Source organism: Corynebacterium sp. 335C, assembly GCF_053525695.1.
The window spans coordinates 134003-152591 of sequence record NZ_JASTTB010000003.1 but is presented as its reverse complement, the minus strand read 5'-3'; the positions used below and the strand labels follow the sequence as shown (position 1 = coordinate 152591).

Annotated in this window: 14 protein-coding genes; 3 read left to right on the top strand and 11 right to left on the bottom strand. The window is 73.7% G+C overall.

Going from position 1 to position 18589, the window contains the following annotated elements; genetic code table 11:
• Positions 1–222: 222 nt before the first annotated feature.
• The gene (locus QQS41_RS10500; protein WP_448852672.1) at positions 223–2100 is read left to right on the top strand and encodes a phosphoenolpyruvate carboxykinase (GTP); all 1878 of its coding nucleotides are present in this window, start codon (positions 223–225) and stop codon (positions 2098–2100) included.
• Between the two features lie 205 nt (positions 2101–2305).
• Here the strand turns inward: QQS41_RS10500 and QQS41_RS10495 are convergent, their stop codons facing one another.
• From QQS41_RS10495 to QQS41_RS10470, 6 genes are all read right to left on the bottom strand, one after another.
• Complete coding sequence (locus QQS41_RS10495; protein WP_448852671.1) at positions 2306–3520, bottom strand: glycoside hydrolase family 76 protein; 1215 nt, start codon at positions 3518–3520, stop codon at positions 2306–2308.
• Positions 3521–3685: 165 nt separating this feature from the next.
• On the bottom strand, positions 3686–4357 hold the full coding sequence (locus tag QQS41_RS10490) for a TrmH family RNA methyltransferase (protein ID WP_448852670.1): 672 nt from the start codon (positions 4355–4357) through the stop codon (positions 3686–3688).
• A complete protein-coding gene (locus QQS41_RS10485; RefSeq protein WP_448852893.1) occupies positions 4354–5250 on the bottom strand; it encodes a lysoplasmalogenase family protein in 897 nt (298 codons plus the stop codon). Before QQS41_RS10485 ends, QQS41_RS10490 begins: the two co-directional genes overlap by 4 nt.
• A gap of 14 nt (positions 5251–5264) precedes the next feature.
• A complete protein-coding gene (gene pyrE / locus QQS41_RS10480; RefSeq protein WP_448852669.1) occupies positions 5265–5816 on the bottom strand; it encodes an orotate phosphoribosyltransferase in 552 nt (183 codons plus the stop codon).
• Positions 5813–7864 (bottom strand): hypothetical protein, encoded by a 2052-nt coding sequence (locus QQS41_RS10475; RefSeq protein WP_448852668.1) that lies wholly within the window; start codon positions 7862–7864, stop codon positions 5813–5815. The genes pyrE and QQS41_RS10475 overlap by 4 nt, the downstream gene beginning before the upstream one ends.
• 154 nt (positions 7865–8018) lie before the next feature.
• Positions 8019–8846, bottom strand: coding sequence for a sulfurtransferase (locus QQS41_RS10470; RefSeq protein WP_448852667.1), 828 nt, complete (start codon positions 8844–8846; stop codon positions 8019–8021).
• Between the two features lie 70 nt (positions 8847–8916).
• On the opposite strand from QQS41_RS10470, the gene QQS41_RS10465 reads away from it, so the two are divergent.
• The gene (locus tag QQS41_RS10465) at positions 8917–9735 is read left to right on the top strand and encodes an SDR family oxidoreductase (RefSeq protein ID WP_448852666.1); all 819 of its coding nucleotides are present in this window, start codon (positions 8917–8919) and stop codon (positions 9733–9735) included.
• A gap of 29 nt (positions 9736–9764) precedes the next feature.
• On the opposite strand, the gene QQS41_RS10460 is transcribed toward QQS41_RS10465, so the two are convergent.
• The 4 genes from QQS41_RS10460 to clpB form a co-directional block, all read right to left on the bottom strand.
• Positions 9765–10367, bottom strand: coding sequence for a GNAT family N-acetyltransferase (locus QQS41_RS10460; RefSeq protein WP_448852665.1), 603 nt, complete (start codon positions 10365–10367; stop codon positions 9765–9767).
• Between the two features lie 138 nt (positions 10368–10505).
• Positions 10506–12140 (bottom strand): phosphomethylpyrimidine synthase ThiC, encoded by a 1635-nt coding sequence (thiC, locus tag QQS41_RS10455; RefSeq protein WP_448852892.1) that lies wholly within the window; start codon positions 12138–12140, stop codon positions 10506–10508.
• A gap of 536 nt (positions 12141–12676) precedes the next feature.
• Positions 12677–13246, bottom strand: a complete 570-nt coding sequence (locus QQS41_RS10450) for an N-acetyltransferase family protein (RefSeq protein WP_448852664.1) — start codon at positions 13244–13246, stop codon at positions 12677–12679.
• Positions 13247–13448: 202 nt separating this feature from the next.
• Positions 13449–16106, bottom strand: coding sequence for an ATP-dependent chaperone ClpB (gene clpB, locus QQS41_RS10445; protein WP_448852891.1), 2658 nt, complete (start codon positions 16104–16106; stop codon positions 13449–13451).
• A 337-nt stretch (positions 16107–16443) separates the two neighbouring features.
• Here clpB and QQS41_RS10440 point away from each other — a divergent pair, with 337 nt between their 5' ends.
• Positions 16444–17328 (top strand): fructose bisphosphate aldolase, encoded by an 885-nt coding sequence (locus QQS41_RS10440; RefSeq protein WP_448852663.1) that lies wholly within the window; start codon positions 16444–16446, stop codon positions 17326–17328.
• A 90-nt stretch (positions 17329–17418) separates the two neighbouring features.
• On the opposite strand, the gene QQS41_RS10435 is transcribed toward QQS41_RS10440, so the two are convergent.
• A complete protein-coding gene (locus QQS41_RS10435) occupies positions 17419–18579 on the bottom strand; it encodes a hypothetical protein (protein WP_448852890.1) in 1161 nt (386 codons plus the stop codon).
• Positions 18580–18589 lie beyond the last annotated feature (10 nt).

Below are 18589 nucleotides of genomic sequence, written 5' to 3'. Positions count from 1 at the left end.
CCCGCGGCGCGGTGCAGCGCGACGGCCGCCCGTCCCGGCGCCGACGCGCACGACGCCCCGCGAACGCGACCCCACCCCCGATTCCCGCGCGCCGCGCATCACGCGGCCGCCGCACGCCGATCCCATCCGGGAGTGGCGCGACGCGGCCTCCTGCGGCGCGCCCCGAATTACGGTTAGGCTAAGTCATGGTTTCGTAGCACCGTAATTTTGGAGGTTTCCACCATGTCCGACACCGCCGGCGCCATCGACGTCCGGTCCGTCCTCTCGGAGGCCGGGATCGACAACCCGTCCATCATCTCCTTCACGGAGAAGTGGGCGGGAATCCTGCGCCCCGACTCCATCGAGGTCATCTCCGCCGCCGACGACGACCGCCTCATCGAGTCGGCCCTGGCCGACGGCGAGATCCTCCCGGCCGGCGAGGGCCGGTGGTACTCCCGCTCCTACCGCAAGGACACCGCCCGCACGGAGGAGCGCACCGTCGTCGCCACGCACGACCCGGCCGACCGCGGCGTCTACAACAACTGGCGCGACGCCGACGAGGTCACCGAGGCGCAGCTGGAGCGCATGGACGGCGCCTACGAGGGCAAGACCATGTACGTCCTGCCGTACCTCATGTCCCCGGCGGACTCCCCGTTCGCGAAGTGGGCCGCCGGCGTCGAGCTGACCGACAACCGCACCGTCTGCCTGCACATGATCCGCATGGCGCGCGTCGGCGCGGAGCACCTGACGGGCCTGGAGGACCCGGACCACTTCGTCCGCGCCGTCCACGTCACCGGCGACCTGCCGAACCTCGGCCAGGGCACGGACGACGACAAGCGCCTCTTCGCGACGGTCGCCGACGAGCGCACCATCCTGCACTTCGGCTCCTCCTACGGCGGCAACGCGCTGCTGGGCAAGATCGCCCACGGCCTGCGCCAGGCCTGCTGGGACGGCCACGCCTCCGGCGACTTCCTGGCGGAGCAGTTCATGCTCATCGGCATCACCAACCTGGAGACCGGCGAACGCCGCCACATCTGCGGCGGCTTCCCGTCGGCGTCCGGCAAGACGAACCTCGCGATGATGTTCCCGCCGGACGGCCTGGAGGGGAAGTACCGCGTCGACTTCTACGGCGACGACATCGTGTGGCTGCGCGTCGGCGAGGACGGCCGCCTGTACGGCATGAACCCGGAGTACGGCGCCTTCGGCGTCGCCGGCAACACGAACCGCAAGACCAACCCGGGCGCGATGGACGCCATCGCCGAGGGCTCCCGCACCCTGTTCACCAACGTCGCCTACAACGAGAGGACCGGCGACGTGTGGTGGGAGGGCCTGACCCCGGAGCCGCCGGCCGACGTCGACGGCTGGCTGGACTGGACCAGCGCGCCGATCGCCGACCGCCCGGAGGAGCGGCAGCGCTCCGGCGAGGACGGCGACGAGTGGGCGCACCCGAACTCCCGCTTCACCACCTCCCTGGCGAACGTCCCGAACATCGCCGCGGACTACGAGGCGGCCGAGGGCGTGCCGATCGACGCCATCATCTTCGGCGGCCGCGTCCGCGACCGCGAGCCGCTCATCCGCGCGTTCCGCGACGCGGCGGAGGGCGTGTACGACGGCCTGACCCTGGGCGCCGAGGCGACGTTCGCCGCGGAGGGCAAGCAGGGCCAGCTGCGCTACGACCCGATGTCGATGCGCCCGTTCATGGCGTACCCGGAGGGCCGCTACGCCGCCCACTGGCTGGACATCCTGGGCCGCGTGCAGGAGGCCGGCGGCGACATGCCGGTGTTCGCGCACGTCAACTGGTTCCGCCGCGGCGAGGACGGCCGCTTCATGTGGCCGGGCTACCGCGACAACCTGCGCGCGCTGCTGTGGCTGGTGGACTTCAAGGAGGGCCGCGTCGAGGGCCGCGAGACCCCGGTCGGCGTCGTGCCGCAGGTCTCCGAGCTGAACCTCGAGGGCTTCGACGGCTCCGTCGAGGACCTGGAGGCCATCCTGGACATCGACCGCGAGCGCTGGCTGCAGGAGATGGACTCCCGCAAGGAGCACCTCGACCAGTTCGAGGGCATGCCGCAGGAGATCCTCGACGCCCACGATCGCATCGACCGCGCCCTGCGCGGCGAGTAAGGACCCCGCCGCCCCCGGGATTCTCCTGACCCCGGGGACGCGGCGGACGTAAGGGGCCCGGCCCGGGCGCCCGTCTCCTGCCCGGGCCGGGCCCGCCGTCATGTCCGGGGCCGGTCGCGCGCGTGCCACGCTCCGCCCCCGCGCGTCGCCGCCCCGCGTGACGACGGCGCCCGCCGCCGGCGCATCGCCGGCACCGCCGCGGCGGCTACGGCTCGCGGGTGGCGGAGGGGTCGCCCTCCTCGGGGCCGCGCTTGGCGCCGTCCTCCTCGCGGACGGAGTCGGAGGACACGGCCGCGGCGGCCTCCATGAGCATCCAGCCGGACAGCTGGACGGAGAGGCAGCGTTCGGCGGCGGCGTCGCCGCCGGAGGGGGCGCTGATGAAGCCGCCGCCGCGGGGGAAGACGGCGTCGTCGTTCCAGTCGCCGGGGAACAGGGGCAGGCCGTCGACCTCGAGGCGGTGCTGCCAGGCGGATTCGGCGCTCTGCAGCACCAGGCGGCGGCAGATGCGGCGGGTGGCGCGGCTCATGCGGTCCTCCTGCGGCAGCCGCATGGCGGCCTGGGCGAGGTAGCGCACGAGGATGCCGTCGAAGAGGCCGCCGTCGCCGGAGCCGCCGCCGCGGATGACGGACTTCGACGTCGCCAGGTGCGTCGCCGCGGCGTGGACCAGCTGGTGGACGCGGGTGAGCTGGCGGGTGGCGGCGGCGGATTCGCCGCGCTCCTCGAACGCCAGCGCCAGCTCCAGGCAGGCGCCGATCATGACGCCCTGGTTGTAGGAGTAGATGGTGCGGACGGTCTCCTCGCCGCTCATGGACAGGCGGATGCCGTCCATGATGAGGCCCTTGCCGTCGACGAGGTTGGCGAAGACCCAGTCGACCATCGCCGTCGCCTCGTCCAGCCGGCCGAGGCGGGCGAAGAGGATGGCGGCGGGGCCGTTGGCGGGGACGTTGAAGAACAGGTCCTGCTCGCGCCACGGCAGCACCCCGAGGTCGGAGTCGATGCCGGCGGTCAGCGCGTCGACGAGGCCGCGGAAGCCGCGCAGCGGCCGGGAGCGGCCCTGCAGCTCCTGCACGCGCAGCATGGCCAGGGCCATCCAGGCGCGGTCGTCGTAGTAGCGGTTGTTCGCCAGCTTCCCCAGGTTGCGCAGGCGGATGGCGCGCATGGTGTTGCGCACGGCGCGGGCCTTCGCCTTCGTCGGCAGGCGCAGCGACGCGTCGACGAGGCAGTCGACGTAGTGCGCCTGCCACCAGTAGTGCCACGTCAGGAACAGCTTGTGGCGGGTCGGCGGCGGCCACGACACGACGCCGAGGTTCGTCCGCGCCAGGCCCCACAGGCGGGAGGCGTGGCGGTCGCGGATGGCCTGCTCGGCGACGTCGGCGCGGTAGGCCCAGTTGCCGGCCTCCGTCTTCGTCGGTCCGATCATCGCCCCATCATCCTCCCTGGTCCGGCGGCGCGTGCGCCGCGGCGGCGTGCTCCGCCCCATGATAGGCGTCGTGTCACGAAACGGTCACGCCGAGGGGCGGCGGACGTCGTCACGCGACACCCCCTCCCCCGCGCGGACCCCGCGGGGCGCGCCTCCCGGGCGCGGTCACCACGCGTCGCGGAGGTCGGCGTGGGCGCGGACCCAGGCGTGCATGGCGATGCCGGCGGCGACGCCCGCGTTGATGGACCGCGTGGAGCCGAATTGCGCGATGGAGACGGTCATGTCGGCGGCGGCGCGGGCCTCCGGGGTGACGCCGGGGCCCTCCTGCCCGAACAGCAGGAGGCAGTCGCGCGGCAGCTCCGCGGTCTCCAGCGGGACGGAGCCGGGGACGTTGTCGACGGCGACGACGGCCAGCCCCCGCTCGCGCGCCCACGCGACGCAGTCGTCGACGGTGGGGTGGTGCAGGAGGTGCTGGTAGCGGTCGGTGACCATGGCGCCGCGGCGGTTCCAGCGGCGCCGGCCGACGATGTGCACCGCCGCGGCCGCGAACGCGTTGGCGGTGCGGACGACGGTGCCGATGTTCATGTCGTTCTCGAAATTCTCGATGGCGACGTGCAGCGGATGCCGGCGGGCGTCGATGTCGGCGCGGATGGCCTCCCGGGTCCAGTAGCGGTACGCGTCGACGACGTTGCGGCGGTCGCCGCCGGCGAGGAGCTCGGGGTCGTACCGCGGGTCGTCGGGCGCGGGCTCGCCGGGGTGCTCCTCGGCCCACGGGCCGACGCCGACGCGCCCCTCGCCCCACTCGGTGGGGCCGGGCGCGGGGTCCGGCGCGGTCACGGGGTCGCGTCGCGCGTGACGACGTCCTCCGCCCCGGCGCCCGCCCCCTCGCCGTGCGCGGTGGCGTCCCCGGCCCCGCCGTCGGCGCGGCGCTCCCCCGCCGTGCGGCGGATCTCCGCGTCGGTCAGGCCGCGGACGAGCAGCAGCTGGGCGAGGCAGTAGGTGTCCATCAGCGCGGCGTCCATGGCGCGCCGCACGATGCCGCTGTTCGGCTTCGTGAACAGGCTGCGGGCCATGAGGATGACGTCGGAGACCATGAACACGTTGGCGCCGTGGGAGATGCCGTAGGAGGGGCTGGCGACGGGCAGTCCGGTGGCCGCGTCGCGGTCGACGGGGCCGGCGCCGGCGACGAGCGCGCGGTCGTCGCCGAGCACGCCGGTGAAGCCGAGCAGCGGCCCGTACAGCGCGGCGGCCGGCAGGAACCGCGGGCGGAGCGCGGCGACGAGGGCGGCGCCGCCGACGGCGGCCGGGGCGCGCAGGCCGATGGCCGCGGCGGAGGGCCGGGCGCCGTTGCGCCACATCAGCCGCTGGTGGGCGAGCTGGGTGACGGTGAAGGCGGCGGAGCCGCGGTTGAGCGGCGGGTCCTCGGGCATGAGCAGGACGTCGCCGAGCCAGGCGCCGGCGAGGCCGGCGAGCAGGGTGGCGGTGCCGTCGGCGCCGATGTCGCGGCGGCGGCGGACGACGCCGGCGGCGAGCAGCGGCATGAGCAGCGCCTTCGACGTCCTGCGGGGCGTCTCCCAGCCGGCGAGGGAGGAGACGACGTTGACGCCCCAGGCGCCGGCGTAGCCGAGGATCTCGGGTTCGCGGCGGGGGTCGCCGACGACGGAGACGAGGGCGCCGAGGCCCTCCCGGGTGCGGTCGACGAACGCGTCGCGGAGCTTCCGCAGTTCCATCACGGTCCCCGTCGTCAGGCCAGGCCCAGGTCGTCGAGGCCGAGGAGGCTGCGGTACTCGAGGCCCTCGGCGCGGATGACGTCGGCGGCGCCGGTGGCGCGGTCGACGACGGTGGCGACGCCGACGACCTCGGCGCCGGCCTCGCGGACGGCGGCGACGGCGGTGAGCGGCGAGTTGCCGGTGGTGGTGGTGTCCTCGACGACGAGGACGCGCTTGCCGACGATGTCCGGGCCCTCGATGCGGCGCTGCATGCCGTGCTTCTTCGCCTCCTTGCGGACGACGAACGCGTCGACGTCGTCGCCGGCGTGCATGACGGCGGTGGCGACGGGGTCGGCGCCGAGGGTGAGGCCGCCGACGGCGACGTAGTCCCAGTCGGCGGTGAGCTCGCGGAGCAGCTCGCCGATGAGCGGCGAGGCCTCGTGGTGGAGCGTCGCGCGGCGGAGGTCGACGTAGTAGTCGGCCTCCTTGCCGGAGGACAGGGTGACCCTGCCGTGGACGACGGCGAGCTCGCGCACGAGCTGCGCGAGGCGGTCCTTCTTCTGCTGGTCGACGGAGGGTGCGGTCATCGCTCGGTGCCTTCCTTGTCGGTGTCGTCGTGGTCGTTGTCGTCGCGGTCGCCGGCGCGGTCCGGGTCGTCGTCGGCGATGCCGTCGGCGAAGATGCCGGACGGGCCGCCGTCGGTGCGCCGGAGCCGGACGCCGGTGCGCGGGGAGCGCTGGTGATCCGGATCCTGCCCGAGGGCGGGCAGGCCCGCCGCATCGCCCTCGTCGGAGCCCAGGTCGCGGAACTCGCCGTCGCCCATGCGGCGCCCGACGGAGCGGGTGGGCATGTCGACGGGCTCGGCCGGGGCGACGGGGGCGGGGCGCCACACCGGGTCCTCGTCGTGGACGTCCTCCGGGGCGTCGTGCTCGGGCACGGCGCGCAGGTGGCGGTCCATCGGGCCGGCGGCGGCCGGGGCGGGCGCGGCGCCGCGGTCGACGGGAGCGTCGCCGGCGTGCGGCCGGGTCGGGTCCCACGTCGACGGGTCGAGGACGCGGTCGCCGTCGGAGGGCGGGAGGCGGCGGGCGACGTCGGCGAATTCGGCGACGGCGGGCAGCGCCTCGTCCCAGTCGTCGGGGCCGGAGTCGTCGGCGAGGAGGGCGATGGCCCACTCCCCCTCGGCCCACAGGGCGTCGATGCAGCCGGGCATGCGGCGCACGGAGTCGATTTCCGCGGCGGTGAGCAGGCGGCGGACCAGCACGGGGTCGGTGGAGGCGACGGAGCCGCCCGGCACCTCCTCCACCAGGCTCAGGCCGTCGCCGCGGTCGCGGGCGAATTCGAGGACGACGTCGGAGCCGGTCTCCCGGCGCAGCGCGACGACGGTGCGGCCGCCGACGTCGGCGAGGCGCAGCTCGCGGCCGTGGGAGAAGCCCGTGACGACGTCGCGGGGCGCGCCCTCCGGCGTGCGCTCCCACCCGGCGGCGGGGGCGGGCTCGGTCCGGCTGAACTCGCCGTTGATCTCGCGGGCCCAGGCGCGGCGGGCGCCGCGGCCGTGGCGGGACGGGCGGATGCGGTCGACGAGGCCGGCGATGCCGCCGTGGCGGGCGGCCGGCTCGTGGCGCGCCATGGACGGGGCGACGGACTCGCGGGCGTCGACGACGGCGGGGGCCTCCTCCGGCGCATCGTCCGCGTCCACCGCGTCGGCGTCGTCCATCCCGTCGTCGGCGCCGGCTTCGTCGGCGTCGTCGATGCCGGCGGCGTCCGGCAGGTCGGCCTCCGGGGCCTCCTCCGGATACTCGTCCTGAACGGGGTTCAGAAGGTCGGCGCAGGGGCCATCGTCGGCCTCATCGACGCCGTCGACGAGCTCGCGGCGTCCGCGTCGATCGTCCGCGCCATCAGCTGCTGCGACGAACTGATTGACGTTCGGGCGCTCGTCGTCAACCGGTTCGTCGTCGACCACCCGCTCCTCGACGGCCTCCGGCTCCGCATCGGCTTCGGGCCTGCGGTGGGCGCCGCCGGCGGACGGCGCCTCGACGCGGGTGCCGCGATCCCAGGGGTGGAAGACGCGCGAGTCCGCGTCGTCGTCGTGGGCGGGCAGGAGGCGCTCCTCGGGTCCCGGCCCGTCGGCGATCTCCGGCGCGGGCACGGGCTCCGGCTCCTCGTCCGGCAGCGGCGCGGGAATGGAGGCCGTCTCCGGCTCATCGGCACGCTCGGGGTCGCCGGCGAGCTCCGGATCATCGGCCGTCTCAGGCTCGTCGACCGGCTCGGGCTCCAGGGCCTCCCCGGCGAGCGGCGCCGGCTCCCCGTCGGCGGCGGGGACGGGAGCCGCGGAGGGCACGTCGTCACGCTCCTCCGGCTCCCCCGCATCCGCCGCAACCGGCTCGAACGCGGCCAGGCGCTCCGGCTCCGCGGGCAGCTCCCGCAGCCGCTCGGCGGCGGGCAGCTCCGCGGGCTCCGCCGGGGCCTCCGCCACCGGCTCATCCTCACGGCCGCGACCTGCGGTTTCCGGGGCCGCGGCGGGCTTCCCGCGGCCGGACGAACCGCCGGACGCGCCGCGCCGCCGCAGATCCGCCAGCAGCAGGACCACGCCGCCCGCGACCAGCGCGACGGCCAGCACCACAATCAAGATTTCCATCGCCGCCAAGTGTAGAGCGTGCCCCGACATCGCCCCGGCGAATCGGCCCCCTCTCCCCCGTCCCGGCGCGCCCCTCCCGGCGGGCGGCGGCGGGCGCATGACGCCCGGCGCGGGGGCGGCGCACGGCGCGGCGCCGCCCTCCGCGGGCCCGGCGTCAGCGGCGGGCGATCGGGCGCTTCGGGTCGCCGGCCCACATGGACCAGCCGCCGACGAACAGCGACGCCCCCGGCACTCCCGCATGGTGCATCGCGGCGATGAACAGCGCCGAATGCAGGCCGGAGCCGGAGTACACCGCGACCTTCGAGCCATCCTCGATGCCGAACGACGCCAGGTTCTCCCGGATCTCCTCCGGCGAGCGCATCAACCCGTCGACGTGCAGGTGCTTGACCGGGATGTTCACCGCGCCCGGGATGTGGCCGGCCTGCAGGTCCAGGCGCTCGCGGATGCCGTCGTAGCGCGACGGCTCGCGGGCGTCGACCAGGATGCCGTGCTCCGGCCACGTCGCGACCTCGTCGACCTCCACCGTCGGCATGTGCCCGACGGTGACGTCCATCGCGCCGGAGTGGCGCAGGCTGCCCGGGCCGCCGGCGACCTGGAAGCCCGCCTTCTCCCAGGCGGGCAGGCCGCCGTCGAGGACGCGCACGTCCTCCACGCCCGCCCAGCGCAGGATCCACCACGCGCGGGCGGCGAACAGGCCCGAGCCTCCGTCGTAGACGACCACGGTCTGGCCCTTCGTCAGCCCCCACCGGCGCACGGCCCGCTCGATCTGCTCGACGTCCGGCAGCGGGTTGCGGCCGAATTCGCGGCCCGGGATGCCGGCCAGGTCGAACTCGGGGTCGCAGTACATGGCCAGCGGGATGTGGGCCATCGTGTACAGGTCGTAGGCGCTGCGGTCCATCGACCAGCGGGTGTCCAGGACGACGATGCGCTTGCCGGCCTGGATGAGGTCGCGGAGCTCGCGCGCCGAAAGGCTGAGGGTCATGCCCCGAAGTGTAGGAAGACTGCAACGATTCGGCCACGTGGCGCGGGCCCCGCGCTCTAGTGTTGGCCGCATGACCTCCAGCAACGCACCCCGCACCGCACTCGTCACCGGCTCCGGCCGCGGCATCGGCCGCGCCGTCGCCGAAAAGCTCCTCGCCGACGGCTGGACCGTCGGCGTCTACGACGTCTCCGGCGACCAGGCCTGGGCCGAGGGCCGGCCGAACGCCGTCGTCGGCACGCTCGACGTCACCGACCCGCAGGCGTGGGAGACCGTCCTCGCCGACTTCACCGCCCAGGCCGGCGGCCTCGACCTCCTGCTCAACAACGCCGGCATCCTCTACGGCGGCGCGTTCGAGGACTCGGACCACAAGACGGACTCCGCCATCATCGACGTCAACGTCAAGGGCGTCATCCACGGCTGCCGCGCCGCGTTCCCGCATCTCAAGGCCCGCGTCGCCGAGGGCCGCCGCCCCCTCGTCGTCAACATGTCCAGCGCCGCCGCCATCTACGGCACCCCGGACATGGCGACGTACTCCGCCTCCAAGTTCGCCGTCCGCGGCATCACCGAGGCCCTCGAGGTCGAGTGGTTCCCGCACGGCATCACGGTCCGCTCCGTCATGCCGCTGTTCACGGACACGGGCATGCTCGACGGCGTCTCCACCGGCGGCACCCGCCGCATGGGCGTCCGCCTGACGCCGGACGACGTCCGCGACCAGATCCTCGAGGTCGTGGAGAAGAACCTCGACCAGGAGCCGAAGTCCCCGACGAAGGTCCACTACCCCGCGGGCCTGCAGGCGAAGGTCCTGTGGGCGGGCGCCCACATGTCGCCGGGCTTCCTCACCCGCTTCGTCAACGGCAAGCTGACGACGGACCGGAAGATCAGGCTCTAGGCCGAGCGGCCGCCGGCCGGCTTCCGGGGCTACTCCCCCGCGCCGAAGCGGTGCAGCATCACCGCGTAGGAGCCGTGCAGCGGGTCGTCGACGCGATCGACCACCTCGAAGCCGGCCCGCAGGTACGCCTTCACGCCGCGGACGTTGACGTCCTTCACCGACAGGCTGACGCCCGGGTAGCCGATGTCGCGGGCGGCGGCGAGCACGCCGTCCATCAGCGGCCGCGACAGCCCCCGGCCCAGCAGGCCGGGGCGCAGGGCGACGGCGACCTCGGGGTACTCCGGGGAGAACCAGCCGCGGCCGGCGTCGTCGCCGTCGGCCACGCGCAGCCACGCGGCGCCCGCGGGCAGCGCGCCGCCGGCGACGGGGAACGCCGCCCCGCGTGACGACGCCCCGAGCAGCTCCGCGACCTCCGGGTCCGCGGCGTCGAGGGCCGCCCCGTCCGGGCCGGTCATCTCCAGGACGACGCCGCCCTGCTCCGGGGTCCACCTGCCGACGTACCGCTCCCGGGTCTCGGCGTAGTCCGGCGGCAGGTCCTTCGACTCGTCGCCCATCAGCTCGGCGACCTCGTCCATCCAGTACAGGAAGGGTCGGTCGGACTCGGCGGCGCGGCGGCAGCGGAACTCGTGCATGCGGCCAGGGTAGCGGCGGGCCCGGCGCGGCCCCGAGCCGCCCCGGCGCCGCCGCGCGGCCGGCGGGCCGCCGCCCGGGGCGTCGTCACGCAGGGAGCGCGCGACGCGCGCACCCGCACGCGGCGCGCGGACCCGGGCCTACGACGTGCCGACGACCGGCAGGTAGACGCGCCCGCCGGACGCGGCGAACTCGTCGGCCTTCTCCGCCATGCCGGCTTCGATGGCCTCGACGGTGTCCAGCCCGTGCTCCCTCGCGTAGTCCTGCACATCGCGGCTGATGCGCATGGAGCAGAACTTCGGGCCGCACATGGAGCAGAAGTGCGCGGTCTTCGCGGGCTCCGCCGGCAGCGTCTCGTCGTGGTACGCCATCGCCGTCTCCGGGTCGAGGGACAGGGCGAACTGGTCGTGCCAGCGGAACTCGAAGCGCGCCTTCGACAGCGCGTCGTCCCGCTCCCGCGCCCGCGGGTGGCCCTTCGCCAGGTCCGCGGCGTGCGCGGCGATGCGGTAGGTGATGACGCCGGTCTTCACGTCGTCGCGATCCGGCAGGCCCAGGTGCTCCTTCGGCGTGACGTAGCAGAGCATCGCCGTGCCCATCTGCGCGATGCGCGCCGCGCCGATGGCGGACGTGATGTGGTCGTAGCCCGGCGCCACGTCCGTGGCCAGGGGACCGAGCGTGTAGAACGGCGCCTCGCCGCACAGCTCCTCCTCCAGCGTCACGTTCTCGTCGATGCGGTGCAGCGGCACGTGGCCCGGCCCCTCGATCATCACCTGCACCCCGCGGTCGCGGGCAATGCGGGTCAGCTCGCCGAGGGTGCGCAGCTCCGCGAACTGGGCCTCGTCGTTGGCGTCGGCGATGGAGCCGGGGCGCAGGCCGTCGCCCAGGGAGAACGTCACGTCGTAGGCGGCGAGGATGTCGCACAGCTCCGCGAAGTTCTCGTACAGGAAGCTCTCCCGGTGATGCGCGAGGCACCACGCCGCCATGATGGAGCCGCCGCGGCTGACGATCCCGGTGACGCGGTCGGCGGCCAGCGGCACGTGGCGCAGCAGCACGCCGGCGTGGACGGTCATGTAGTCGACGCCCTGCTCCGCCTGCTCGACGACGGTGTCGCGGTAGATCTCCCACGTCAGCTTCGCGGGGTCGCCGTTGACCTTCTCCAGGGCCTGGTAGATGGGCACGGTGCCGACGGGCACCGGGGAGTTGCGCAGGATCCACTCGCGGGTCTCGTGGATGTCCCGGCCAGTCGACAGGTCCATGATCGTGTCGGCGCCCCAGCGGGTCGCCCACACCATCTTCTCCACCTCCTCGCCGATGGAGGACGTCACGGCGGAGTTGCCGATGTTCGCGTTGATCTTCACCGAGAACCGCTTGCCGATGATCATCGGCTCCAGCTCCGGGTGGTTCCGGTTGGCGCATATGACGGCGCGGCCGGCGGCGACCTCCGCGCGGACGGTCTCCGCGTCCATGCCCTCGCGGGCGGCGCAGAACGCCATCTCGGGCGTGACGACGCCGGCGCGCGCCCACGCCAGCTGCGTCGCCGCCCGGTCGTCGGGGCGGGCCTCCGACGCCGGCGCCGGGGCGGGCTTCGGCCACGCGTCGCGCACCCGCGGCAGGCCGCCGCGCAGGTCCGGCTCGAAGCCCTCGGCGGTGTACGGGCCGGAGGTGTCCGGCACGTCCAGGTGGGTGCCGTCGGTGAGGTGGATGCGCCGCTCCGGCACCCGCAGGACGACGTCGCGGTCGCCCGAGGCGGGGTCGTAGGCGGCGGCGAACGGCATATCGCGGTGGATCTTCTCGCTCTGCATGAGGGGGCCGACGGTCACGGAGCCGTCGGCGGGCGCCTCCGAACGGGCGGCGCGGGTGGGGCGGGCCGCGCGGGCCGTGCGCGGGCGGCGGGCGCCGTCCCCCTCGGCGGACGCGGGCATGGCGGGCTGATCGCTCATGGGCGTTTCTTCCTTTTCCTTCGCCGGCATTACCCGGATTCAGGTTCGACGGTCGACACCCGGTTCCCGGTGTCCTCTCAGCGCCGGCTCGGTGGGCGCTCCCGCAGGTGGGTCGATGTTCTGTTGTGCCGGGGGCGGTGGCCCGCCCGGCGCGGCGCCCGGGTGCGGCGGCGCCTCCGTCGGCGCCCTCGCGGCCGTTCCCGGCCCCGGGTGGACGCGAATATAGCCCGGCGCCGCCCGCGCAGGTGCGCACATGCGCGCAAAAGACCCCCGCCCGGGTGGGGCGGGGGTCGTGCGGGGGCGGGGGCTCGAGTGCGCGGAATGCGGCCGGCGCGCCGGTGCGCGTGACGACGGTGCCGCGGCGCGCCCGCTCAGTCGAACGGGAACACCATCACGTCGTGCTTCGGCCGGTGCGACGGCCCGACGTGGCGGAAGCCCGCCTTCTCGTACGCGCGCGCCGCGCGGTCGTTGCCGTGCTCCACCGCCAGAGTGACGCCGGGGTAGCCGCGGCGGCGGGCGTCGGCAAGCAACCCCTCCAGCAGCACACTCGACAGCCCCTGCCCGTGCAGGCCCGGGCGCAGCGCGATGGCCATCTCCGGCCAGCCGTTGCGGTACCAGCCGGCGCCGGGGTCGTCCTGCGGGAAGGTGCGCAGCCACGCCGCGCCGACCGGCAGCGCGCCGTCCTCGACGCCGAACGGGGCGCCCTGCTCCGAGGCGGCGAGGATCTCCTCCGCCTCCTCCGGCTCGTCGCCGTCGCCGCGCAGCTCCAGGACGACGCCGCCCTGGTCCGGCTCCCACCCGCCGACGTAGCGGATGCGGGTGCCGAAGTAGTTGCCCGGCAGCGGCCGGGTGTCGTCGCCCCAGGTCTCCGTCAGCGCGTACATCCACTCCAGGAAGGGGCGGTCGGCGTCGGTCGCGGGGCGGCAGGCGTAGTCGCTCATGGCCTCCACGGTAGCGCGCCGCGGACGTCCGCCACGCGGGATCGCGCAGGTCCGGCGCGGTGGGGCGCCGGTGCGCGTGACGACGGCGCCCGCCCGGGGAAGGGGGCGGGCGCCGTCATGCGGGGCCCGGGTGCGCGGGGCCCGGGTGCGCCGGGCGCCGGCGCGGGGGACGCCGGCGCGCGTGCGCCGGACGCGGCGGGGACTACTCGTCGCCGGCCGCGTCGTCACGCGGCTCGTCCGCGAAGCCGTCCTGCGCGCCCGCGGCCCCGTCGGCGGGGACGCGGCGCTCGCCGGCCTCGTCGAAGCCGACGACCCGCAGCTTCTCCCCGCCGTCGGCGACGGTGACCTCGACACGGTCGCCGTCGCGGACGTCGCCGGCCAGCAGGCGCCGGGCGAGCTCGTCGCCGATGGCCTTCTGCACCAGGCGGCGCAGCGGGCGGGCGCCGTAGGCCGGGTCGTAGCCGCGCTCGGCCAGCCAGTCCTTCGCGTCGTCGGCGACGTCGAGCACCAGGCGGCGCTGCGCCAGGCGGTTCGCCAGCGCGGCGATCTGGATGTCGACGATGCCGCGGAGCTGGTCCTTCTCCAGGGCGTCGAAGATGACGACGTCGTCGAGGCGGTTGATGAACTCCGGCTTGAACGCCGTCTTCACCGCCGCCATCACCTGCTCCCGGTCGCCGCCGGCGCCGAGGTTGGAGGTGAGGATCAGGATGGTGTTGCGGAAGTCGACCGTGCGGCCCTGGCCGTCGGTCAGCCGGCCCTCGTCGAGGACCTGCAGCAGCACGTCGAAGACGTCCGGGTGGGCCTTCTCCACCTCGTCGAACAGGACGACGGTGTAGGGGCGGCGGCGGACGGCCTCGGTCAGCTGGCCGCCGGCGTCGTGGCCGACGTAGCCGGGGGGCGCGCCGATGAGGCGGGCGACGGAGTGCTTCTCGCCGTACTCGGACATGTCGATGCGCACCATGGCGCGCTCGTCGTCGAAGAGGAACTCCGCCAGGGCCTTCGCCAGCTCGGTCTTGCCGACGCCGGTGGGGCCGAGGAACAGGAACGAGCCGGTGGGCCGGTCCGGGTCGGCGACGCCCGCGCGGGCGCGGCGCACCGCGTCGGACACCGCCACCACGGCCTCCTCCTGGCCGACGACGCGGCCGGCGAGGACGGACTCCATGGCCAGCAGCTTCTCGGTCTCGCCCTGCATCATCTTGCCGGCGGGCACGCCCGTCCAGGCGGAGACGACCTCGGCGACCTCCTGGGTGGTGACCTCCTCCTTCAGCATGGAGTCGCCGGAGTCGGACTGCTCGACGGACTCCTCCGCCTCGGCGAGACGGCGCTCCAGCTCGGGGATGCGGCCGTAGCGCAGCTCGGCGACGCGGCCGTAGTCGCCCTCGCGCTCCGCCTTCTCGCTCTCGGTGCGCAGCGCGTCGAGCTCCTCGCGGATGGCGCGGACGTCGTCGATGGAGTTCAGCTCGTTCTGCCAGCGGGTCTTCAGCTGGGTGAGCTTCTCCCGCTCGTCGGCCAGCTCCTCGCGGAGCTTGACCAGGCGGTCCTTCGACGCGGCGTCGGTCTCCTTCTCCAGCGCCATCTCCTCGATCTCGAGGCGGCGGACGATGCGCTCGGCGGAGTCGATCTCCTCCGGGGAGGAGTCGATCTCCATGCGCAGCCGCGACGCGGCCTCGTCGACGAGGTCGATGGCCTTGTCCGGCAGGAACCGCGACGTGATGTAGCGGTCCGACAGGGTCGCGGCGGCGACGAGGGCGGAGTCGGTGATGCGCACGCCGTGGTGCACCTCGTACCGCTCCTTGAGGCCGCGGAGGATGCCGATGGTGTCCTCCACGCTCGGCTCGGCGGCGTAGACCTGCTGGAAGCGGCGCTCCAGGGCGGCGTCCTTCTCGATGTACTTGCGGTACTCGTCGAGGGTCGTCGCGCCGACGAGGCGCAGCTCGCCGCGGGCGAGCATCGGCTTGATCATGTTGCCGGCGTCCATGGAGCCCTCGCCGGTCGCGCCGGCGCCGACGATGGTGTGGATCTCGTCGATGAAGGTGATGATCTGCCCGTCGGACTCCTTGATCTCGTCGAGCACCGCCTTCAGGCGCTCCTCGAACTCGCCGCGGTACTTCGCGCCGGCGACCATGGAGCCCAGGTCGAGGGCCATGAGGGTCTTGCCCTTCAGGGACTCGGGGACGTCGCCGGCGACGATGCGGCGGGCGAGGCCCTCCACGATCGCGGTCTTGCCGACGCCGGGCTCGCCGATGAGCACCGGGTTGTTCTTCGTGCGGCGCGACAGCACCTGCACGACGCGGCGGATCTCCTGGTCGCGGCCGATGACGGGGTCGATCTTGCCCTCGCGGGCGCGGGCGGTGAGGTCGGTGGCGTACTTCTCCAGCGCCTGCCACTGCTCCTCCGGGTTCTCCGTGGTGACCTTGCGGTTGCCGCGGACGGAGGTGAGCGCCGCCTTGAGGGCGTCGGGCGTCGCGCCGGACTCCTGCAGCATGCGGGCGGCGTCGGAGTCGCCGGTGGCGATGCCGATGAGCAGCACCTCCGTCGACACGTACTCGTCGCCGAGCTCGCCGGCGAGCTCCTCGGCGGCGGTCAGCGCGTTGAGGGCGTCGCGGTTGAACTGGGGGTTCGCCATGTTGCCCCCGGACGCGCTGGGGTATCCCGCGACGAGTTCGCGGGCGCGGGTGAGGGTGGCGCCGGGCTCGACGCCGGCGGAGGTGAGCAGCGGGGCGGCGATGCCGTCCTCCTGCTCCAGGAGGGCGACGAGCAGGTGCGCCGGGCGGATGTCGGGGTTGCCCGCCGCGGACGCGGCCTTGAGCGCGGCCTGCAGCGCCTCGTTCGTCTTGGTGGTGGGGGTGAACGCCATGATGTCCGCGTCCTTTCCTTGCTTTCGTTGGGTTTTCGCCTGTGTTCGTTGCGCGGTCGCCCGGGTGCGCCGTGCCCGGCCCCCGTTCTTGAGCGCGTGATGCTCAAGTACGGGCCCGATGGTAACCGCTCACCCCCTGCAACGCGATGCGAGTTGAGCGTGTTCCACTCAATCCCGGAACCGTCGGTGATGTGCATCACATCACCGTTCGCGTGACGACGGCACCCGCCCCGGCGGACAACCTCCGGCAACGGGTGCCCCGCGGGGCTCCGCCGGCGGCGCGGCGGGCCGTTCTTCACTAGGCTGAAGCCGACCGCGTTCCAGCAAGGAAAGGAACTGTATGAACACCGAGCAGGCCAAGCAGATGACCGAGGGCAAGGGCTTCATCGCCGCCCTGGACCAGTCCGGCGGATCGACCCCGAAGGCCCTGCGCCTGTACGGCATCGAGGAGGACCAGTACTCCGGCGACGCCGAGATGTTCGACCTCGTCCACGAGATGCGCACCCGCATCATCACGTCCGACTCCTTCACCGGCGACAAGATCATCGCCGCCATCCTGTTCGAGATGACCATGGATCGCGAGATCGACGGCATCCCGACCGCCCAGTACCTCTGGGAGAAGAAGGGCGTCGTCCCGCTGCTGAAGACGGACAAGGGCCTTGCCGAGCTGGAGAACGGCGCGCAGGTCATGAAGCCGAACCCGGGCCTGGACGAGCTCTGCGAGCGCGCCGTCGCCAAGGGCATCTTCGGCACCAAGATGCGCTCCTTCATCGCCGAGGCGAACCCGGTGGGCATCAAGGCCGTCGTCGACCAGCAGTTCGAGGTCGCGAAGCAGATCCTGGGCCACGGCCTCATCCCGATCATCGAGCCGGAGGTCGACATCAACGCGGCCGACAAGGCCGAGGCGGAGAAGATCCTGCGCGACGAGCTGCTCAAGGGCCTCGACGCCCTCGAGGGCGACCTGCCGGTGATGATCAAGCTGTCCATCCCGACCGAGGACGGCTTCTACACCCCGCTCATCGAGCACGACAAGGTCATGCGCGTCGTCGCCCTGTCCGGCGGCTACGAGCGCGACGAGGCCAACGAGCGCCTGTCCCGCAACCCGGGCCTCATCGCCTCCTTCTCCCGCGCCCTGACCGAGGGCCTGAACGCCAACCAGTCCCAGGAGGAGTTCGACGCCACCCTGGCCGACTCCGTCAAGGGCATCTACGAGGCCTCCCTGTAAGGGGACGCCCCTCCCCCGGCCCCGCCGGGAACCCCGCGGCCCCCGCATCGCCGACGCGATGCGGGGGCCGCCGCCGTGCGGGGGACGTCGTCACGCGATCACCCGCGCGAACCGCGCTCCCGCATGTGCCGCTCGTGGTGGTGGCCGAAGTCGACGTAGCTGCCGCCCCGGTCGCCGACGTGGGACAGGTGCTCCGGGTTCTCGTAGACGCGGCCCGGGGAGTAGTCGTCGGCGTCGACGCCCTCCGGCAGCGTCGCCGGCAGACCCTCGTAGCGGCCGCGGATGCCCGTCTTCTGCAGGAACGCGCCGATGGCGACGACCACCGCCAGCGCGACCAGCGACTGCACCAGCTACGCGGCGCATGTCCGGGTTGAACGCCATCGCGCCGAGGATGACCACGATGATCGCCGTGACCAGGCCCGGACTCCACGGCCAGCCGAACATGCGGAACGTCAGGCCGCCCGAGCCCGCCAGCTCCGCCTCCAGCCGCGGGCGCAGCCGGATCTGCGACAGGCCGATGAACACGTAGACGAACAGCACGACCGCGCCGGAGCTGTTGACCAGGTAGAGGAAGATGGTCTCCGGCCACACGTAGACCGCCGCGACGCAGATGAAGCCGACGACGACGGAGAACAGGATGCCGCCGACCGGCACGCCGCGGCCGTTGACGCGGGTCATACACGCGGGGGCGTCGCCGTTGCGGCCCTGCGTGAAGATCATGCGCGACGCCGTGTACAGGCCCGAGTTCAGGCACGACAGCACCGCCACCAGGACGATGAAGTTGAGGATGTCGGCCGTGTACGGCAGGCCCATCGCGTCGAGCGCCGTGATGAACGGCGAGACGCCCGCCGTGTACTCGTCCCACGGCAGGATGGCGACGAGCAGCGCGGTGGAGATGACGAAGAACGCCAGGATGCGGACGACGACGGTCTGCGTCGTGCGGCGGATCGCGTCCGCCGGGTGCGACGACTCCGCCGCGGCGATGGTGACCAGCTCCGCGCCCGTCATGGAGAAGATGACCGTGACGACGCCGACGAAGATGGCGGGCACGCCCTCCGGCACGAAGCCGCCGTGCGAGAACAGGTTGCCGACGCCGGGCTCCGGCGCCCCCGGGCTGCCCGTCCACAGGCCGAGCAGGAACGCGGCGCCCGCGATGATGAACGCCACGATGACGACGACCTTGATGCCGGCGAACCAGTACTCGGCCTCGCCGAAGCTCTTCACCGACAGCAGGTTGACGCCCAGCATCACCGCCAGGATG